The sequence below is a fragment of the Streptomyces cinerochromogenes genome, from assembly GCF_014648635.1.
Classification (GTDB): domain Bacteria; phylum Actinomycetota; class Actinomycetes; order Streptomycetales; family Streptomycetaceae; genus Streptomyces; species Streptomyces cinerochromogenes.
The window spans coordinates 249821-266941 of record NZ_BMRM01000012.1 but is presented as its reverse complement, the minus strand read 5'-3'; the positions used below and the strand labels follow the sequence as shown (position 1 = coordinate 266941).

Here is a 17121-nt window from a genome sequence, read left to right as displayed (position 1 = left end):
ATCGGCGATCAGGCTGGATCACTCCAGGGTTCTGGCCCACGGAAGGCCCACATCAGGTGGTGGTGCGTCGTCTGCTTCCGGAATCCGGCACCGGCCGCCGCAAAGGCATAGGCGTGTGCCTGTGCCGCTACCGCTTCCAGTGCCTTGGTCGGTCGCTCATTGCGCTCACGGATGGGAAGACCCGCGAGGGCAGGGGAGGACGCCGGACGCACGGCACGGATGCCGGACAGACCGGTGCCCTGGTTCGAGGCGCCGAGCATGCACGTGGAGACGGTCGAGCGATCGGTCAGTTTGGCCGTGCTGACGGTGGTGCTGATGTTGATGCTGATCACTGGACTCGCCTCCTCTCGGCGTCTCTGGGACTGGGATGAGCCAGTCCGTTCGGATATGCAAGTACAACACGGAACCGTGCCTTCGAGAAGGCCGCTGCTTCCGTGCCTAGAACCTATGGGGATTGCCGGGGCATGCGCAAACTATTTTTTCGACGAGTTCGCATCAGTCGTTCCCGTCGTCTGCGCCGGGCTGTCGACCTGCGCAGATGGCCAGAACGTCGGCTCCGTAGCTGCGCAGCTTGCGGCTGAGGACGCCGGGGATGCGGGCCAGTTCGGCGGGACTTTCGGGGCAGGCCTCGGCGATGGCCATGAGCGTCCGGTCGGTGAAGACGCAGAAGTCCGGCTGGCCGCTGCGCTCGGCCTGGACGGACCGCCAGTCCCGGAGCCGCTCGTAGAGCCCCTCGTCCATGTCCGAGGGGCAGTCCTCGCAGCGCATCAGCTTCATTTCGCCCGCGTCGGTGAGCGTGCGGCCGCAGACCCGGCAGCGGGCCGGAGTGCGCTGGACGCGCCGGGGGGCTGGGGTGGTCCTCGCGGTGATCCCGTGCTCGACGCCTCCGCCGGCGCCGGCGCCCGTGTGGCCGACGGTGGGGGTGGTGCCGGAGCGCAGCCCGTCGAGGAAGCGGCTCGGCCGGCGGTTGGGGCGCCCGCCGGGTGAGCGGGACAGGGCCCAGGAGAGGTGGAGGCGTTCCCGGGCGCGGGTCACGCCGACGTAGAGGAGGCGGCGTTCCTCCTCGATCTGTTCGTCGGTGCGGGCGTAGGTGATGGGCAGCATGCCTTCGGCGACGCCGACGAGGAAGACGACATCCCACTCCAGGCCCTTGGCGGCGTGCAGGGAGGCGAGGGTGACGCCCTGGACGGTGGGGGCGTGCTGGGCGTTGGCCCGCTCGTCCAGTTCGGTCACGAAGTCGGCGAGGGTGGCGGTGGGCCGGGCGGCGGCGATGTCGTGGGCGAGGCTGACCAGCGCGGCCAGGGATTCCCAGCGTTCTCTGACGGCGCCGGATCCGGCGGGGGGTTCGCTGGTCCAGCCTTCGCCGGAGAGGACGGCGCGCACCTGGGAGGGCAGGTCGACGGCTTCGTCGAGGAGGGAGTCGTTGCCGCCGAAGCGGGCGGCGCCGCGCAGGGCGATGCCTGCCTTGCGGATCTCGGGCCGGTCGAAGAAGCGTTCGGCCCCGCGCAGCTGGTACGGGACACCGGCGTCGGCGAGGGCCTGCTCGTAGGTCTCGGACTGGGAGTTCGTACGGAACAGGACGGCGATCTCGGCGGCGGGGACACCGGCGTCGATCAGCTCGCGGATGCGGCGGGCGGCGCCCTCGGCCTCGGCGGGCTCGTCGGTGTACTCGGTGTAGACGGGTTCCGGGCCCGGGGGGCGCTGGGAGACGAGTTCCAGCCGGTGGTCGGCGGCGCGGCCGCGGGCCTGGGCGAGCAGGCCGTTGGCGAGGCGGACCACCTGGGGGGTGGAGCGGTAGTCGCGGACCAGCTTGACGACGGTGGCGCCGGGGTGCTTGAGGCGGAAGTCGAGGAGGTGGTCGGGAGTTGCTCCCGTGAACGAGTAGATGGTCTGGCTGGCGTCACCGACGACGCACAGGTTGTCCCGGTCGCCGAGCCAGAGATCGAGCAGCCGCTGCTGCAGCGGGCTGACGTCCTGGTACTCGTCCACGACGAAGTGCTGGTACTGGGTGCGGACCTGTTCGGCGATGTCGTGCCGGTCCTGGAGGATGGCGACGGTCAGCAGCAGGACGTCTTCGAAGTCGATGACCGAGCGGTCGCGCTTGAGGTCCTCGTAGGCCGCGTAGAGGTGGGCGATCTCGGCCGGGTCGCGGGGGACCTCGCGGCCGGCCTTCGCGGCAGCGTACGGGTAGTCGGCGGGGACGGTCTGGGTGACCTTGGACCATTCGATCTCGGCGGTCACGTCCCGCAGCTCGTTGCGGTCGAGGCGGGTGCCGAGGACGGCGGCCGCGTCGGCGACGAGTTGGATCTTGCGGTCGACGATCCGGGGCAGGGAGCCACCGATCGCTTTCGGCCAGAAGTACTGGAGCTGACGCAGAGCCGCGGAGTGGAAGGTGCGGGCCTGGACGCCATGGGCACCGAGCTGGCGCAGCCGGCCGCGCATCTCTCCGGCGGCGCGGTTGGTGAAGGTGACGGCGAGCACACTGGACGCGGGCAGGATGCCGGACCGCACTCCGTAGGCGATGCGGTGGGTGATCGCCCGGGTCTTGCCCGTGCCCGCTCCGGCCAGGACGCACACCGGACCGTGCAGGGAGGTGGCGACCTCGCGCTGCTCGGGGTCGAGCCCTTCGAGCACCGCGTCGGCCGTGTCCGGTGCCTGCGGGAAGAGGGGGGAGTGCGTTGCTGCTGTCACACCGCCATGCTGCCAGGTCGGCCGGGACGGCTGCGTCGGTTGTCCACAGGCGGGGGCTCGCAGTCGTACTAATGCGGCCGGTGTCACACGGATGCGGCGGGTGTCCCTCCGGCGGGGGGATACCCCTGCCGGGAATGGCGGGCCGGTCGCTTACGTTCTCCCCCTGGACGACCTTTTCCGAGCTGCCTGAGGAGCGCGAGAGATGCAGGGCACTGTGACGATGTACAGCACGACTTGGTGCGGCTACTGCCGGCGGCTGAAGAGCCAGCTGGACCGGGAGGGCATCGCCTACACCGAGATCAACATCGAGCAGGACCCCGAGTCCGCCGCTTTCGTGGAGAAGGCGAACGGCGGCAACCAGACCGTCCCGACCGTGCTCTTCGCGGACGGGTCCACCATGACGAACCCGTCGCTGGCCCAGGTCAAGCAGAAGCTCGCCGCGTAAGCACGGGCTGCGCCGGACGGCGGCTCCCGAGCCCGGAAGGGCTCAGGGGCCGCCGTTCGCTGTTTCCCCGGTCCGGCCCCGTCCCGGACGGGGCTCGCCGTCTCAGACGAAGCTGCGGGTCGGCAGCGGCTTGCCGTACCACATCTCGATCAGGCGGGCCGCGATGGAGATGCCGTAGGGCGGCAGCACCTCGCCGGACTCGAACGCCGCGTGGAGCTCCTCGCGGGAGAACCAGCGGGCCTCGTGGATCTCGTCCCCGTCGACGTCGATCTCGGTGGAGGTGGCGCGGGCCATGAAGCCGAGCATCAGGCTGGACGGGAAGGGCCAGGGCTGGCTGGCGACGTACTCGACCTGGCCGACGGTGACCCCGACCTCCTCGGACACCTCGCGGCGCACCGCCTGCTCGATGGACTCACCGGGCTCGACGAACCCGGCGAGCGTGGAGAAGCGGCCCTCGGGCCAGTGCACCTGGCGGCCGAGCAGGATGCGGTCGTCCTCGTCGGTGACCGCCATGATCACGGCCGGGTCGGTGCGCGGGTAGTGTTCGGCGCCGCAGGCCGGGCAGCGGCGGATGTGGCCGGCCGCCGCGATGACGGTGCGCTCGCCGCAGCGGGAGCAGAAGCGGTGGGTGCGCTGCCAGTTCTCCAGGCCGACCGCGTGGACCATGAGCCCGGCGTCGCGCGGCGACAGCAGCAGGCCGGCCTCGCGCAGTCCCGCCGGACGAGCGGACTGGTCGATACGGCCGGGCAGCGAGTCCTTCTGGAGCGCGAAGTAGCTGACGCCGTCCTCGTCGATGCCGAGGAAGTAGCGGTGCGCCTCGGTGAGCGGGGCCTCGAAGGACGGCGTCATGACGAGTTCCGTCCGGCCCTCCGGGGTCTCGTCGATCAGTACCTGGCCGCCTGAGACCACGAAACAGCGGGTGGTGGGGTGGCTCCACGCCGCCGCGAGCCAGGCCTCGTCCAGCCGGTGGTGGGCGGCGCGGTCGATGCCGCTCGGGGCGGTCAGCGAGATGGGTCGGTCGGCTGTGTCGTCGGTCCAGGTGGTCACGGGTGCTTCCAACTCCCCCAGTAACGGCGGTTCTTTCGGCGGGCGGTTCGGCGGGACGTGGGCGGGCGGGCACCGGGCCGGGAGCGGCCGGGGCGGGCGGGGCGGTGCATCCAGTGTGCCCCGCGCGCGGTGCCCTTCCGTACGGCGCCGGCCGGTCAGAGTGCGGGACGCCAGTTCCGGGCCAGGTCACCCCACAGGTACGCGCTGGTCTCGACGCCCTTCAGGAGGAGGTCCAGCTCGACCTTCTCGTTGGGCGCGTGCCAGCCGTCGGAAGGGACGGAGATGCCCAGGAAAAGGACGGGGGCGCCGAGGATCTCCTGGAGGTCGGCGGAGGGTCCGGAGCCGCCTTCCCGGGTGAAGCGGACGGGCCCCTCGAAGGCGCGGCCCATGGCGCGGACCACCGACTGGAGCGCGGGGTGGTCGAGCGGGGTCAGGCAGGGGCGGGTGGCCGAACCGAAGTCGATCTCGTACCGGATCCCGGCGGGCACCTGCTCGGCGGCCCAGGCGCGGACGGCCTTCTCGATGTGGTCCGGGTCCTGGCCGGCGACCAGCCGGAAGGAGAGCTTCACCATCGCCGTGGAGGGGACGATCGTCTTGCTGCCGGGGCCCTGGTAGCCGCCGCCGATGCCGTTGACCTCGGCGGTCGGGCGGGCCCAGATGCGTTCCAGGGTGGTGTGACCGGCCTCGCCGTGGGTGGCGTGGGACTTCGCGGTGCGCAGCCACTGCTCCTCGTCGAAGGGCAGCTCGGCGAAGAGTTCGCGCTCGCGGTCGGTCAGCTCGATGATGCCGTCGTAGAAGCCGGGGATCGCCACGCGCGCGTGCTCGTCGTGGAGGGCGGCGACCAGGCGGGCGGCGGCGGTGGCCGGGTTGGGCACGGCGCCGCCGAAGGAGCCGGAGTGGATGTCCTGGTCGGGGCCGTGGAGCCGGATCTCGCACTCGGCGAGGCCGCGCATACCGGTGCACACGGTGGGAGTGTCCTCGGACCACATGCCGGTGTCGGAGACGATCACGGCGTCGGCGGCGAGGCGCCCGGCCCGCTCCTCGACCAGGGCCCGGAAGTGCGGGGAGCCGGACTCCTCCTCGCCCTCGATGAGCAGCTTGAGGTTGACGGCCGGTGCGGTGCGGCCGGTGGCGGCGAGGTGCGCGCGGACACCGAGTGTGTGGAAGAACACCTGGCCCTTGTCGTCGGCGGCCCCGCGCGCGTAGAGGCGGTTTCCGCGGACGACCGGCTCGAAGGGGTCGCTGTCCCAGCCGTCCTCGCGGGCGGCGGGCTGCACGTCGTGGTGGCCGTAGACCAGGACGGTGGGTGCCTCGGGGTCGCCGGAGGGCCACTCGGCGTAGACAGCGGGGGCGCCCGGGGTCGGCCAGACCTCGACGGTCGGGAAGCCGGTCTCCTGGAGCTTGTCGGCGAGCCAGTCGGCGCTGCGCCGTACGTCCGGTGCGCGGTCGGGCTGGGCCGACACGGAGGGGATGCGCAGCCATGCGGCGAGGTCGTCGAGGAAGGCGGCGCGGTGCTGCTCGATGTACGTGCGGACGGCGCTGTCCGGGGTCTGGCTCATGGTCCCGAGCCTATCCGCCCGCACCGGCATCCTCGGCGGGCGGTTCGTCACACTCAGCTTGCCTCCCGTGTGCTCTCCGTCTCACCCGTGAGCAGCCGCTCCAGCGCGTCCCGGTCCGGCAGCCCTTCGGGGCGTACGACCTCCCCGCTGCGTACGTACAGGAAGGAGGCCGTGACCGACTCGGGGGGTATGCCCTGCTGCTCGGCCCAGGCCAGCCGGTACACGGCGAGCTGGAGCGGGTCGGCGGTGTGGGCGCGGTTGGTCTTCCAGTCGACGATCTCGTACGTCGCCTCGTCGCCGTCGCCATGCCGGTAGACGGCGTCGATGCGGCCTCTGATGACGCGGCCGGCGAGGGTGAGCTGGAACGGGGCCTCGACCCGGTAGGGGGTGCGCCGGGCGTACTCGGTGCGTTCGAAGGCCTCCTTGAGGGCTTCCAGGTCGCGTTCGTCGGCGATCTCGGCGTCGCTGCCGGGCAGCTCGTCCGGCTCCAGCAGGGGCAGCGTCAGCTCCTCGAAGCGGGCTTCCACCCATGCGTGGAACCGGGTGCCCCGGCGCGCGGCCGGTTGCGGGGGGCGCGGCATGGGGCGCGCGAGTTCCTGCGCGAGCCCGTCCGGGTCCTCGGCGAGCCGCAGCAGCTGGGAGGCGGTGAGGGTGGCGGGCAGGGGCACGTCGGTGACGGTCTGCCGGGCACGCAGCAGCTCTCCGGTGAGCGCGTCCAGGTCACGGTCCCAGGAGGCGACGGTGCGGGCCTCCTCCGGGGTGAGGGAGGCAGGGGGCAGCGGCTCGGCGGGACGGGGGTGGTCCTGCGGGGCCGAGGCCTGGTGGGGGACGTGGGGGACCTGGGGGATGTGAGGGGCCTGGGGGACGCGGGGGGCCTGGACGGTTACGGGCCGTTCGGCGCTCCGGGCGTTCTCGTCCGAGTCTCCGTCGAAGTCGTCGTCGAAGTCGTCGTCGGAGACGTCGTCGTAGGGCGGCAGGTCCTGCTCGGGCGGGAAGTCGTCGTACGGCGCGTCGTGGGGCTCGTCATACGGCTCGTCGTACGGCGCGTCGTGGGGCTCGTCGTACGGCTCGTCGGTGAACGGATCCCCGTAAGGGTCGTCCCCGTACGCGTCGTCCTCCGGTGGTGCGGGCCAGTCCGGGTGCTCGTCGCCGGCCGGGTCGTGCAGGGCGGGGCGGCGGCCTGCGGGCACGCCGGGGGCGGCGGGGGCGACCGGCTCGGCGGCGAGCGTCTCCAGGTGGGTGAGGACGGTCTCGGCGGCGGCGCGGCGGCGGGCCAGGGCGGCGGCGTCCAGCGGGAGCGGCCAGACCTGGTCGGCGGTGGCCGTGTGCAGGGCCGGGTTCTCCTCGTCCTCCGCGGGCTCGTCCGCCCAGACCTCGATCTCTCCGTATCCGGCGGCGCAGTGGTCGTACAGGGCCTTGAGGAAGTCGGAGGGGCCGCGCGGCTTCTTCTGGCTGGGTCCCCACCAGTGGCCGGAGCCGAGCAGGAGCGAGCGGGGACGGGTGAAGGTGACGTAGCCGAGGCGCAGCTCCTCGGTGTGCTGGTGGTCCTTCATGGCCTCGTGGAAGGCCTTCATGCCGCGCGCGTCCCAGCTGTCGACGTCGGGCAGGGTGTCGGTGTCGCCGCGCAGGGCGTGCGGCAGCACCTTGGCCTGGGCGGTCCACTTCTCGCGTCCCTGGGCGCTCGGGAAGGTGCCGGTCACCAGGCCGGGGACCGCCACGACGTCCCACTCCAGGCCCTTGGACTTGTGCGCGGTGAGCACCTTGACGGTGTTCTCGCCGCCGGGCAGGGCGTTGTCCAGGCCCTTCTCGTACTGGGCGGCGGTGCGCAGGAAGCCGAGGAAGGCGAGCAGGGTGGCCTCGCCGTCGCTCGCGGCGAAGGAGGCGGCGACGTCCAGGAAGTTGGACAGGGTCTCCCGGCGGCGGGCGGCGAGCGCGTGCGGGGACGCCGACAGCTCCACCTCCAGGCCGGTGACGGCGAGGACCCGGTGCAGGACGTCCATCAGCGGGTCGGACAGCGAGCGGCGCAGATCGCGCAGCTCGGCGGCGAGCCGGGCGAAGCGTACGCGCGCGTCCGGTGAGAACGGCAGCCCGTCGTCGCCCTCTTCCGAGGAGCCTTCCAGGAAGGTGTCCAGGGCGTCCGCGAGCGAGATCACCTCGGCCGGGTCGACTCCCTCGACGGCGGCGGCGAGCCGGCGGTCCGGGTCGTCGGCGGCGTCCACGCGCGCGTGGGCGACGAGCAGACGGGCCCGGCGGCCGAGCAGGGCGAGGTCGCGGGGGCCGATGCGCCAGCGCGGCCCGGTCAGCAGACGCACCAGCGCGGCGTTGGCGCCGGGGTCCTGCAGGACCTCGCAGACGGCGACGAGGTCGGCGATCTCGGGCAGGTGCAGCAGCCCGGAGAGGCCGACCACCTCGACCGGGACGTCGCGGGCCACGAGGGCGCCCTGGATCTCGGCGAAGTCGGTCGCGGTCCGGCACAGTACGGCGATCTCGCCGGGCGGGGTGCCGGTGCGCACGAGGTGGGCCAGGGAGTCGGCGATCCAGTCGATCTCCTCGGCGTGGGTGGGCAGCAGGGCGCAGCGGACCGTGCCGTCGTACTCGGCGCCGGGGGCCGGGCGGAGGGCCTCCACGCCCGCGTGCATGGCGCGCAGGGGCTCGGCGAGGCCGTTGGCGAGGTCGAGCAGGCGCCCGCCGCTGCGGCGGTTCTCGCTGAGCGCCTGCCGGGTGGCGGGCCGGCCGTCGGCGTGGGGGAAGTGGTCGGGGAAGTCGTCCAGGTTCGCGACGGAGGCGCCGCGCCAGCCGTAGATGGCCTGGCAGGGGTCGCCGACGGCGGTCACGGGGTGGCCGGTGCCGCCGCCGAAGAGGCCCGCGAGGAGGACGCGCTGGGCCACGGAGGTGTCCTGGTACTCGTCCAGGAGCACCACACGGAACTCCTCGCGCAGCAGGCGGCCCACCTCGGGGACGCGGGCAAGGCGGGCCGACAGGGCGATCTGGTCGCCGAAGTCGAGCAGGTCCCGGCGGCGTTTGGCCGTCCGGTAGCGCTGGACGAGGTCGGCGAGTTCCCGGCGGGCGGCGGCCGTCTCGGGGACCTTGCGCAGGTCGGCGTTGGTGAGTCTGGCGCCTTCGAGGGTGCGCAGCAGGTCGGCGTCCCAGACGCGCAGTTCGTCGGGGTCGACCAGGTGTTCGGCGAGTTCGGAGTCGAGGGTGAGGAGGTCGCTGACGAGGTCGGCGAAGGAGCGGGTCAGCGCCGGGTAGGGGCCGGGGGCCTCGCGCAGTACGCGCGCGGCGAGCTGGTAGCGGGTGGCGTCGGCCAGCAGCCGGGAGCTGGGTTCCAGGCCGATGCGCAGGCCGTGGTCGGTGAGCAGACGGCCGGCGAAGGCGTGGTACGTCGAGATGACCGGTTCGCCGGGGGGGGTGTCCGGGTCCGGCCAGGAGGCGTCGGCGCGAGGCGCTGTCGCCGCGGGGTGGTGACCGGGTGGCGGGAGGGCGTCGGGGTCGGTGACGCCGGCCTTGACCAGTGCGGTGCGGACGCGTTCGGCCAGCTCGCCGGCGGCCTTGTTGGTGAAGGTCAGACCGAGGACCTGTTCGGGGGCGACCTGTCCGGTGCCGACCAGCCAGACCACGCGGGCCGCCATCACGGTGGTCTTGCCCGACCCGGCTCCGGCCACGATCACCTGCGGGGCGGGCGGCGCGGTGATGCAGGCCGTCTGCTCCGGGGTGAACGGGATGCCGAGGAGCTGCTTGAGCTGCTCGGGGTCGGTGATACGGGCGGACATGTCGAAAGAGGCTAGCGGCGGGCACTGACAGTCGAGGACGAATCGGTCGCCCGGGGCGGAAGAACCGCAGGTCAGCGCGTGGGGTGCCGTACGTCACCCCGGACGCGAGCAGCCCACCCGGTCCACGTGCCGTTCCCTCGGACCCCGCGCCCGGCCAGCCCCGACCGCATGCCGCCGTCCGGCTCCGGCCGGCCGCACACTCCGGCCACAGGCGTCACCCAACGGCTGCTCTGCGCCCGGCGCCCCGGCCCCTGGCCCCTGGCACCTGGCACCTGGCCCCTGGCACCCACGCACCCCCGCACAGCTCACTCCACCACGTGCCGCCCCTCCGGCCGGGCGCTGCACGAGGCGCGGAACGCGCAGTGTGTGCAGTGCTGCCCGGTGCTGGGGGTGAACCGCTCGTCCAGGACCTTCCCGGCGGCGGTGGCCAGCAGTTCGCCGACCCACTCCCCCGCCGGCGGCTCCTGGGTCTGCACCTTGGGCAGGCTGTCGCCGCCGTCGCGCTTGGCGGCGCCCTGGCGCAGGTGGACCAGTTCGGCGCCGCCCGGTTCGGGGCGTACGCCGTCGAAGGCCTCGTCGACGGCGCCTTCGCGGAGGGCCAGCTGGTAGACGGCGAGCTGGGGGTGCCGGTCCACCTCGCGCGCGGTGGGCGCCTGCTTGCCGGTCTTGAAGTCGACCACGTAGGCCCGGCCCTCGGCGTCCGTCTCCACGCGGTCCATCTGGCCACGGATGCGGACCTGGTAGTCGCCGGCTTCGAGGGTGACGTCGAAGTCCTGCTCGCTCGCCACGGGGGTACGGCCGGCCCGGTCCAGGACGTGCCAGTTCAGGAAGCGTTCCAGCGCCCCGCGCGCGTTGTCCTTCTCCTGATGCGACTTCCAGGGCGCGTCGAAGGCGAGCGCGTTCCACACGGAGTCCAGGCGCTCCATGAGGACGTCGAGGTCGGCCGGGGTGCGGCCGGAGGCGACCTCGTCGGCGAGCACGTGGACGACGTTGCCGAAGCCCTGCGCGGCGGTGGCGGGGGCGTCGGCCTTCACCTCACGCCCCAGGAACCACTGCAGCGCGCAGGTGTTGGCGAGCTGGTCGAGGGCGCTGCCGGAGAGCACCACGGGCTGGTCGCGGTCGCGCAGCGGCACCTTGCTCTCGGTCGGCTCGAACATGCCCCACCAGCGGTAGGGGTGCGCGGACGGCACCAGCGGGCGGCCGTCCTCGTCGGCGAGCGCGGCGAGCCGGGCGAGCCGGCGGGCGGCGGCCTCCCGCAGCGTGGCGGACGCGCGCGGGTCGACGGTGGTCGCGCGCAGCTCGGCGACGAGGGCGGCGACGGACAGCGGGCGGCGGGGGCGCGCGGTGACGTCCCTGGGCTCGACGCCCAGCTCGGTCAGGAACCGGGACGGCTGGTCGCCGTCGTCGGCCGGGGCCTTCACCGCGGTGACGACGAGCCGGTCACGCGCGCGCGTGGCGGCGACGTAGAACAGGCGACGCTCCTCCGCGAGCAGCGCCCCCGGGGTGAGCGGCTCGGCGAGTCCGTCGCGGCCGATGCGGTCGGCCTCCAGCAGGGAGCCACGGCGCCGCAGGTCGGGCCACAGGCCCTCCTGGACACCGGCGACGACGACCAGCCGCCACTCCAGGCCCTTGGCGCGGTGCGCGGTCATCACGCGGACGGCGTCGGGCCGTACCACGCGGCGGGCGAGCGTGTCGGCGGCTATGTCCTCGGCCTCGATCTCCTCCAGGAAGTTCAGGGCGCCCCGGCCTCCGGTGCGCTCCTCCGCGCGGGCGGCGGTGGCGAACAGGGCGCAGACGGCGTCCAGGTCCCGGTCGGCGTTGCGGCCGGCCGCGCCGCCGCGCCGGGCGGCCCGCTCCAGGCGCCCCGGCCACGGCGTGCCCTCCCACAGGTCCCACAGCGCCTCCTCGGCCGTACCGCCCCCGGCGAGGCGCTCGCGGGCCTTGCGGAGCAGCGCGCCGAGACGCTGTGCCCCGCGCGCGTACGCCGGGTCGTGCACGGCCAGGCGCTCGGGTTCGGCGAGCGCCCGCGCGAGCAGTTCGTCGGACGGGGGCGGCAGCGGGTTCCCGGCGGCCCGCTCCTCCTCGCGCAGGGCGCGCCCGAGGCGGCGCAGGTCGGCGGCGTCCATGCCGGCGAGCGGGGAAGCGAGCAGGGTGAGGGCGGTCTCGGTGTCCAGCCAGCAGGCGTCAGGGGCGGCGTCAGGGGCCCCTGCGTCGTCGCCGGCGGCCTCCCCCGGTACCGCGGCGCCCTCCGCGACCGGGGGCTCGGTGGCGGAGGGCTCCTCGCGATGCCGTGTCTCCGCCGTGGCCACCGCGCGCAGGGCCGTGAGCAGCGGGGCCACGGCGGGCTCGTGCCGCAGGGGCAGGTCGTCGCCGTCGATGTCCACGGGGACGCCGGCCGCGGTGAGGGCGCGGCGGAGGGTCGGAAGGCGGGAGCCGGCGCGCACCAGGACGGCCATGTCGCTCCAGCGGACCCCGTCCTCCAGGTGCGCGCGGCGCAGCAGGTCAGCGACGTTGTCCTGTTCCGCGCCGGGCGTCGGGTACGTGTGGACCTCGACCCGGCCGCCGTCGCGTACGGCGGCCGGCTCCCGGTGGGCGCGGACCTTGTCGGCGGGCAGCCGGGTCAGCGGCATGCGCTGGGTGACGAGACGGGTGGCGGCGAGCAGGGCGGCGCCGGAGCGGCGGGAGGTGCGCAGCACCTCGACGGGGGCGGGGCGGCCGTCCGCGCGCGGGAAGACCGCCGGGAAGTCGAGGATGCCGTTCACGTCGGCGCCCCGGAAGGCGTAGATCGACTGGTCGGGGTCGCCGAACGCGACCAGGGTGCGGCCGCCGCCGGCCAGGGCGTGCAGGAGCCGGACCTGGGCGGGGTCGGTGTCCTGGTACTCGTCCACGTACACGGCGTCGTACCGGGCGGCCAGCCGTGCCGCTGTCTCCGGGCCGCGGGCGAGCAGGACGGCGCGGTGGACCAGTTCCGCGTAGTCGATCACGCCCTGGAGGTCGAGGGTGTCGAGGTACTCGGCGAGGAAGGCGGCTGCCGCCCGCCAGTCGGGGCGGCCGATGCGGCGGGCGAAGGCGTCCAGGGCCTCCGGGCCGAGGCCCAGCTCGCGGCTGCGGGCGAGGACGGCGCGGACCTCGTCGGCGAAGCCGCGCGTGGTCAGGCAGGCGCGCAGCTCGTCCGGCCAGCGCACGTGGGTCAGGCCGAGCCGCTCCAGCTCGGGCTGGCCGGCGAGCAGCTCCCGGACGGCCACGTCCTGCTCGGGGCCGGAGAGCAGACGCAGGGGTTCGGCGAACCGGCCGCTGTCCTGGTGGGCACGGACCAGCGCGTAGCAGTACGAGTGGAACGTGGTCGCCCGGGGTGCGCGGGCCGCGCCCATGCACAGGGCCATGCGGTCGCGCAGGTCGACGGCAGCCTTGCGGCTGAACGTGAGCACCAGGATCCGCTCGGGGTCGCCGCCCCGGGCGATCCGGGCGGCCACGGACTCGACGAGGGTGGTGGTCTTTCCGGTGCCGGGACCGGCGAGGACGAGAAGCGGTCCGGTGCGATGGTCAACCACGGCCTGCTGCCGAGCGTCCAGACGAGGGGGATCCACGACGGCCGGTGGAGTACGGACCAGTCGGTAAGCGCCACGGCTCCCCTGCCGCACCGGGGGGTGCGACAGGCGACTGGTGGAGGAAGAGGAGCTCACGTGGTTGGCCGGTCCTGGTGGTTGTGCTGGCGGGCGGGCGGTCACGCGCGCGAGGCGGTGGCCGCGGGGTGAGGGGGACAGGTGCTGCCGACGCTACGCCGCCGCTCCGGACGGAAGCAGGGCTTCCGTTTGTTCCCTCGCGGCGCTCCCGCCGCGCGTGTCCCTCACCTCACGAACGTACGGCATGCCACGGACGTCCCCCGTGTCACCCGAACGGGCCACGGGTCTGCCCTGGCGCCCTCCGATGGCGGAAGCTGTCAGGTGTGACCGTCCGCGTCCGCGCCACCCTCCCATCGGGCCCGTCGCATGTCGAGCCGCGGCAGATGGCCCTGGGTGGTCCTGCCCGCCTGCCTCAGCGGGGTGCCCTCCGCGCGGTAATGGGCGAGCGCGCGCAGCTCGTGCCCGGGCAGCAGCACGCCGTCGGCACGCACCACACGCCACCAGGGGACGGCGCCGCCGTAGAGAGCCATCACCCGGCCCACCTGTCGCGGGCCGCCCTCCTCCAGCCACTCGGCGACGTCGCCGTACGTCATCACCCGGCCCGGCGGAATCCGCTCGGCGACGTCGAGGACCCGCTCGGCGTACTCCGGCAACGCGTCCGCGTACTCCTCGCGGGCGTCCTGGGGAGGGCTCTGCTCGCTCATTCCCCCCATCCTGCCGCACCCCGCCGGCATTCCTGCGGGGTGCGCGGGGCACGGCCCTCTCGCCCCCGGGCGGTCCTTCCGGCAGACTGTGCGCCCGCGCATCCGCACCCTGATGCCCGCGTGTGTCGGCGGGGCATGCCACCATCGTGCGGGCGGTGACTGGTGATACGAGACCAAGAAGAGACCATGAAGGAGCAGGGCGTGCACTCCGATGGAGCGGCGGGCACCCCTGACGCCTCCGCGCGCCCCGGTACCGCCCGCACGGGCGAGACCGGCGCGCACCAGGAAGACACCGGTCCGCACACGGACGACGGCACGCGCGCGGGGGGAGGCGACCCCGCGGCCCGGGAGAACGACGCCACGCGCGCGGAGACAGACGGCCCCGGGAGCCGGGAGAACGACCCCGGGAGCCGGGAGAGCGACGCCACCCGCGACGCCGCGACAGGCGACCCCGCGGCCCGGAAGACCGACGTCACGCGCGCGCGTGAGGGCGGCACAGAGGCCGCGGAAGGGCCGTCCCGCCCCGGGAACCCGTCCTCGGACCACCCTCCGTGCGCCGACGACGACCCGCACGCCGAGCAGGTGGAGGGCGACGAACCGCTGCTCCCCGCGCGCGTGCACCGCCCCTCCGACCTCATGCGGCTCCTGGTGGGCGTGCTCGCCATCGTGGTGCTGCTCGCGATCGCCGGGTTCGCGCACGGCACCACCTCGGGCCTCGAACAGGACATCAACAAGGGCACCGGCCAGGCCCCGGACCTGCTGATCAAGATCGCGGGTCTGGCGTCCAGCATCGCGATCCTCCTGGTGCCGGTCGCCTTCGCGATCGAACGGCTGATCAAACGGGACGGCCTGCGCATCGCCGACGGCGTCCTGGCGGCCGTCCTGGCCCACGGAGTCACGCTCGCCACCGACCTGTGGGTCGCCCGGGCCGCCCCGGACTCGATCCAGGAGGCGCTCACCCAGCCCTCGCCGGGTGACATCCACGCCCTGACCGACCCGGTGCACGGCTATCTGGCACCCGTCATCGCCTACATGACGGCCGTCGGCATGTCCCGCAGACCCAGATGGCGCGCGGTGCTGTGGATCGTGCTGCTGCTCGACGCGTTCTCGATGCTGGTCACCGGCTACACGACCCCCTTCTCGATCATCCTGACGGTCCTCATCGGCTGGACCATCGCCTACGGCACCCTGTACGCGGTCGGCTCCCCCAACGTCCGCCCGACCGGCCAGACCCTGATGGCGGGCCTCAGGCACGTCGGCTTCCACCCGGTCTCCGCGGCCCGCGAGGAGGCCGTGGAGACGGAGAACGGCGACCGGGGCCGGCGCTACTTCGTCACCCTGGAGGACGGCCCCCCGCTGGACGTCACCGTCGTGGACCGGGAACAGCAGGCCCAGGGCTTCTTCTACCGCGCGTGGCGCAATCTCACCCTGCGCGGCTTCGCCACCCGCTCCAGCCTCCAGTCGCTGCGCCAGGCGCTGGAGCAGGAGGCGCTGCTGGCGTACGCGGCGATCGCGGCGGGCGCCAACGCGCCCAAGCTGATCGCCACCTCCGAGCTGGGCCCGGACGCGGTCATGCTCGTCTACGAGCACACCGGCGGGCGCACGCTGGACTCGCTGGCCGACGAGGAGATCACCGACGAGCTGCTGCGCAACACCTGGCACCAGGTGCGGGCGCTGCAGTCCCGGCGCATCGCGCACCGCAGGCTGGCCGGAGACGCGATCCTGGTGGATCGTTCCGGCAGGGTGATCCTCACCGAGCTGCGCGGCGGCGAGATCGCGGCCGGCGAGCTGCTGCTGCGCATGGACGTCGCCCAGCTGGTCACCACGCTCGGCCTGCGGGTCGGCGCCGAGCGGGCGGTGGCCTCGGCGGTCGGTGTGCTGGGCCCGGACGCGGTCGCCGACTGCCTGCCGATGCTCCAGCCGATCGCTCTGACGCGCTCCACGCGCGCGACGCTGCGCCGACTGGCCCGGGAACGCGCCCAGCGCGAACGCGAGGCGGTGCTGGAGGCCTCCCGGCAGGCCAAGCCGGCCCGCCTGGAGGAGGCGGCCGAGACGGCCCCTCCCGCCGCCGACAAGCCCGACAAGAAGGCGGTCCGCGCCGAGCAGCGCGCGGAGAAGCGGGCCATCGACGAAGCCCTCGAAGAGGCCCGCGAGGAGGACCTGCTCACCCAGATCCGGCACGAGGTGCTGCGGATCAGGCCGCAGGCGCCCGTGGAGCCGGCCCGGCTGGAGCGGGTCCGCCCCCGCACGCTGATCAGCTTCATCGCCGGTGCCATCGGCGCGTACTACCTGCTGACGCAGCTCACCCACATCGAGTTCGGCACGCTGTTCGCGCAGGCCCAGTGGGGCTGGGTGGTCGCCGCGGTGCTGTTCTCCGCGCTCAGCTACGTCGCCGCGGCGATGGCCCTGCTGGGCTTCGTCCCGGAGCGGGTGCCGTTCCCGCGGACCGTGGCGGCGCAGGTCGCCGGGTCGTTCGTGAAGATCGTGGCACCGGCCGCGGTCGGCGGTGTGGCCCTGAACACGCGCTTCCTGCAGCGCGCGGGGGTACGGCCGGGGCTCGCGGTGGCGAGTGTCGGCGCCTCCCAGCTGTTCGGGCTCGGCTGCCACATCCTGATGCTGCTGTCCTTCGGCTATCTGACCGGCACCGAGAAGACCCCCTCGCTGTCGCCGTCCCGCACGGTCATCGCGGGCCTGCTGACCGTGGCCGTGCTGGTCCTCGTCGTCACCTCGGTGCCGTTCCTGCGGAAATTCGTCGTCACGCGTGTGAGGTCGCTGTTCGCCGGCGTCGTACCGCGCATGCTCGACGTGCTGCAGCGGCCCCAGAAGCTCGTCACCGGCATCGGCGGCATGCTCCTGCTGACCGCCTGCTTCGTGATGTGCCTGGACGCCTCCATCCGGGCCTTCGGCGACGGATCGGTGTCGCTGAGCATCGCCAGCGTCGCCGTCGTCTTCCTCGCCGGCAACGCGCTCGGATCCGCGGCACCCACCCCGGGCGGCGTGGGCGCGGTCGAGGCGACGCTCACCGTCGGTCTGATCGCCGTGGGCCTGCCCAAGGAGGTCGCCGCCCCGGCCGTGCTGCTGTTCCGGCTGCTGACCCTGTGGCTGCCGGTGCTGCCGGGCTGGCTGGCCTTCAACCACCTCACGCGCAAGGGAGCCCTGTGAGGACACCTCAGCCGCGGTGAGGACACCTCAGCGGCGCGAGCACCCCGCCGGGCGAGCGCACCCCACCGGGTGACATAGCTCGTACGGCCCGCGTCCCGTGCGCCCCGGCGCACACGC

Annotated in this window: 9 protein-coding genes; 2 read left to right on the top strand and 7 right to left on the bottom strand. The window is 73.7% G+C overall.

Annotation, left to right across the window (positions count from 1 at the left end; translation table 11 throughout):
* Nucleotides 1-8: 8 nt before the first annotated feature.
* Nucleotides 9-332: a hypothetical protein gene (locus IEZ20_RS24035; RefSeq protein WP_189302148.1), complete on the bottom strand. Its 324-nt coding sequence runs from the start codon at nt 330-332 to the stop codon at nt 9-11.
* Between the two features lie 163 nt (nt 333-495).
* On the bottom strand, nt 496-2691 hold the full coding sequence (locus tag IEZ20_RS24030) for an ATP-dependent DNA helicase UvrD2 (protein ID WP_189302147.1): 2196 nt from the start codon (nt 2689-2691) through the stop codon (nt 496-498).
* A gap of 202 nt (nt 2692-2893) precedes the next feature.
* On the opposite strand from IEZ20_RS24030, the gene IEZ20_RS24025 reads away from it, so the two are divergent.
* Nucleotides 2894-3136: a mycoredoxin gene (locus IEZ20_RS24025; protein ID WP_067300300.1), complete on the top strand. Its 243-nt coding sequence runs from the start codon at nt 2894-2896 to the stop codon at nt 3134-3136.
* Between the two features lie 102 nt (nt 3137-3238).
* On the opposite strand, the gene nudC is transcribed toward IEZ20_RS24025, so the two are convergent.
* From nudC to IEZ20_RS24000, 5 genes are all read right to left on the bottom strand, one after another.
* On the bottom strand, nt 3239-4183 hold the full coding sequence (gene nudC / locus IEZ20_RS24020) for an NAD(+) diphosphatase (protein WP_189302146.1): 945 nt from the start codon (nt 4181-4183) through the stop codon (nt 3239-3241).
* Nucleotides 4184-4338: 155 nt separating this feature from the next.
* Nucleotides 4339-5742: a dipeptidase gene (locus IEZ20_RS24015; RefSeq protein ID WP_189302145.1), complete on the bottom strand. Its 1404-nt coding sequence runs from the start codon at nt 5740-5742 to the stop codon at nt 4339-4341.
* A gap of 53 nt (nt 5743-5795) precedes the next feature.
* On the bottom strand, nt 5796-9515 hold the full coding sequence (locus IEZ20_RS24010) for an ATP-dependent helicase (RefSeq protein WP_189302144.1): 3720 nt from the start codon (nt 9513-9515) through the stop codon (nt 5796-5798).
* A 305-nt stretch (nt 9516-9820) separates the two neighbouring features.
* Nucleotides 9821-13198 (bottom strand): ATP-dependent helicase, encoded by a 3378-nt coding sequence (locus tag IEZ20_RS24005; protein ID WP_189302143.1) that lies wholly within the window; start codon nt 13196-13198, stop codon nt 9821-9823.
* Nucleotides 13199-13455: 257 nt separating this feature from the next.
* Nucleotides 13456-13842 (bottom strand): MGMT family protein, encoded by a 387-nt coding sequence (locus tag IEZ20_RS24000; protein ID WP_229896235.1) that lies wholly within the window; start codon nt 13840-13842, stop codon nt 13456-13458.
* Between the two features lie 186 nt (nt 13843-14028).
* On the opposite strand from IEZ20_RS24000, the gene IEZ20_RS23995 reads away from it, so the two are divergent.
* On the top strand, nt 14029-17004 hold the full coding sequence (locus IEZ20_RS23995; RefSeq protein WP_189302140.1) for a lysylphosphatidylglycerol synthetase family protein: 2976 nt from the start codon (nt 14029-14031) through the stop codon (nt 17002-17004).
* The last annotated feature ends 117 nt before the right edge of the window (nt 17005-17121 follow it).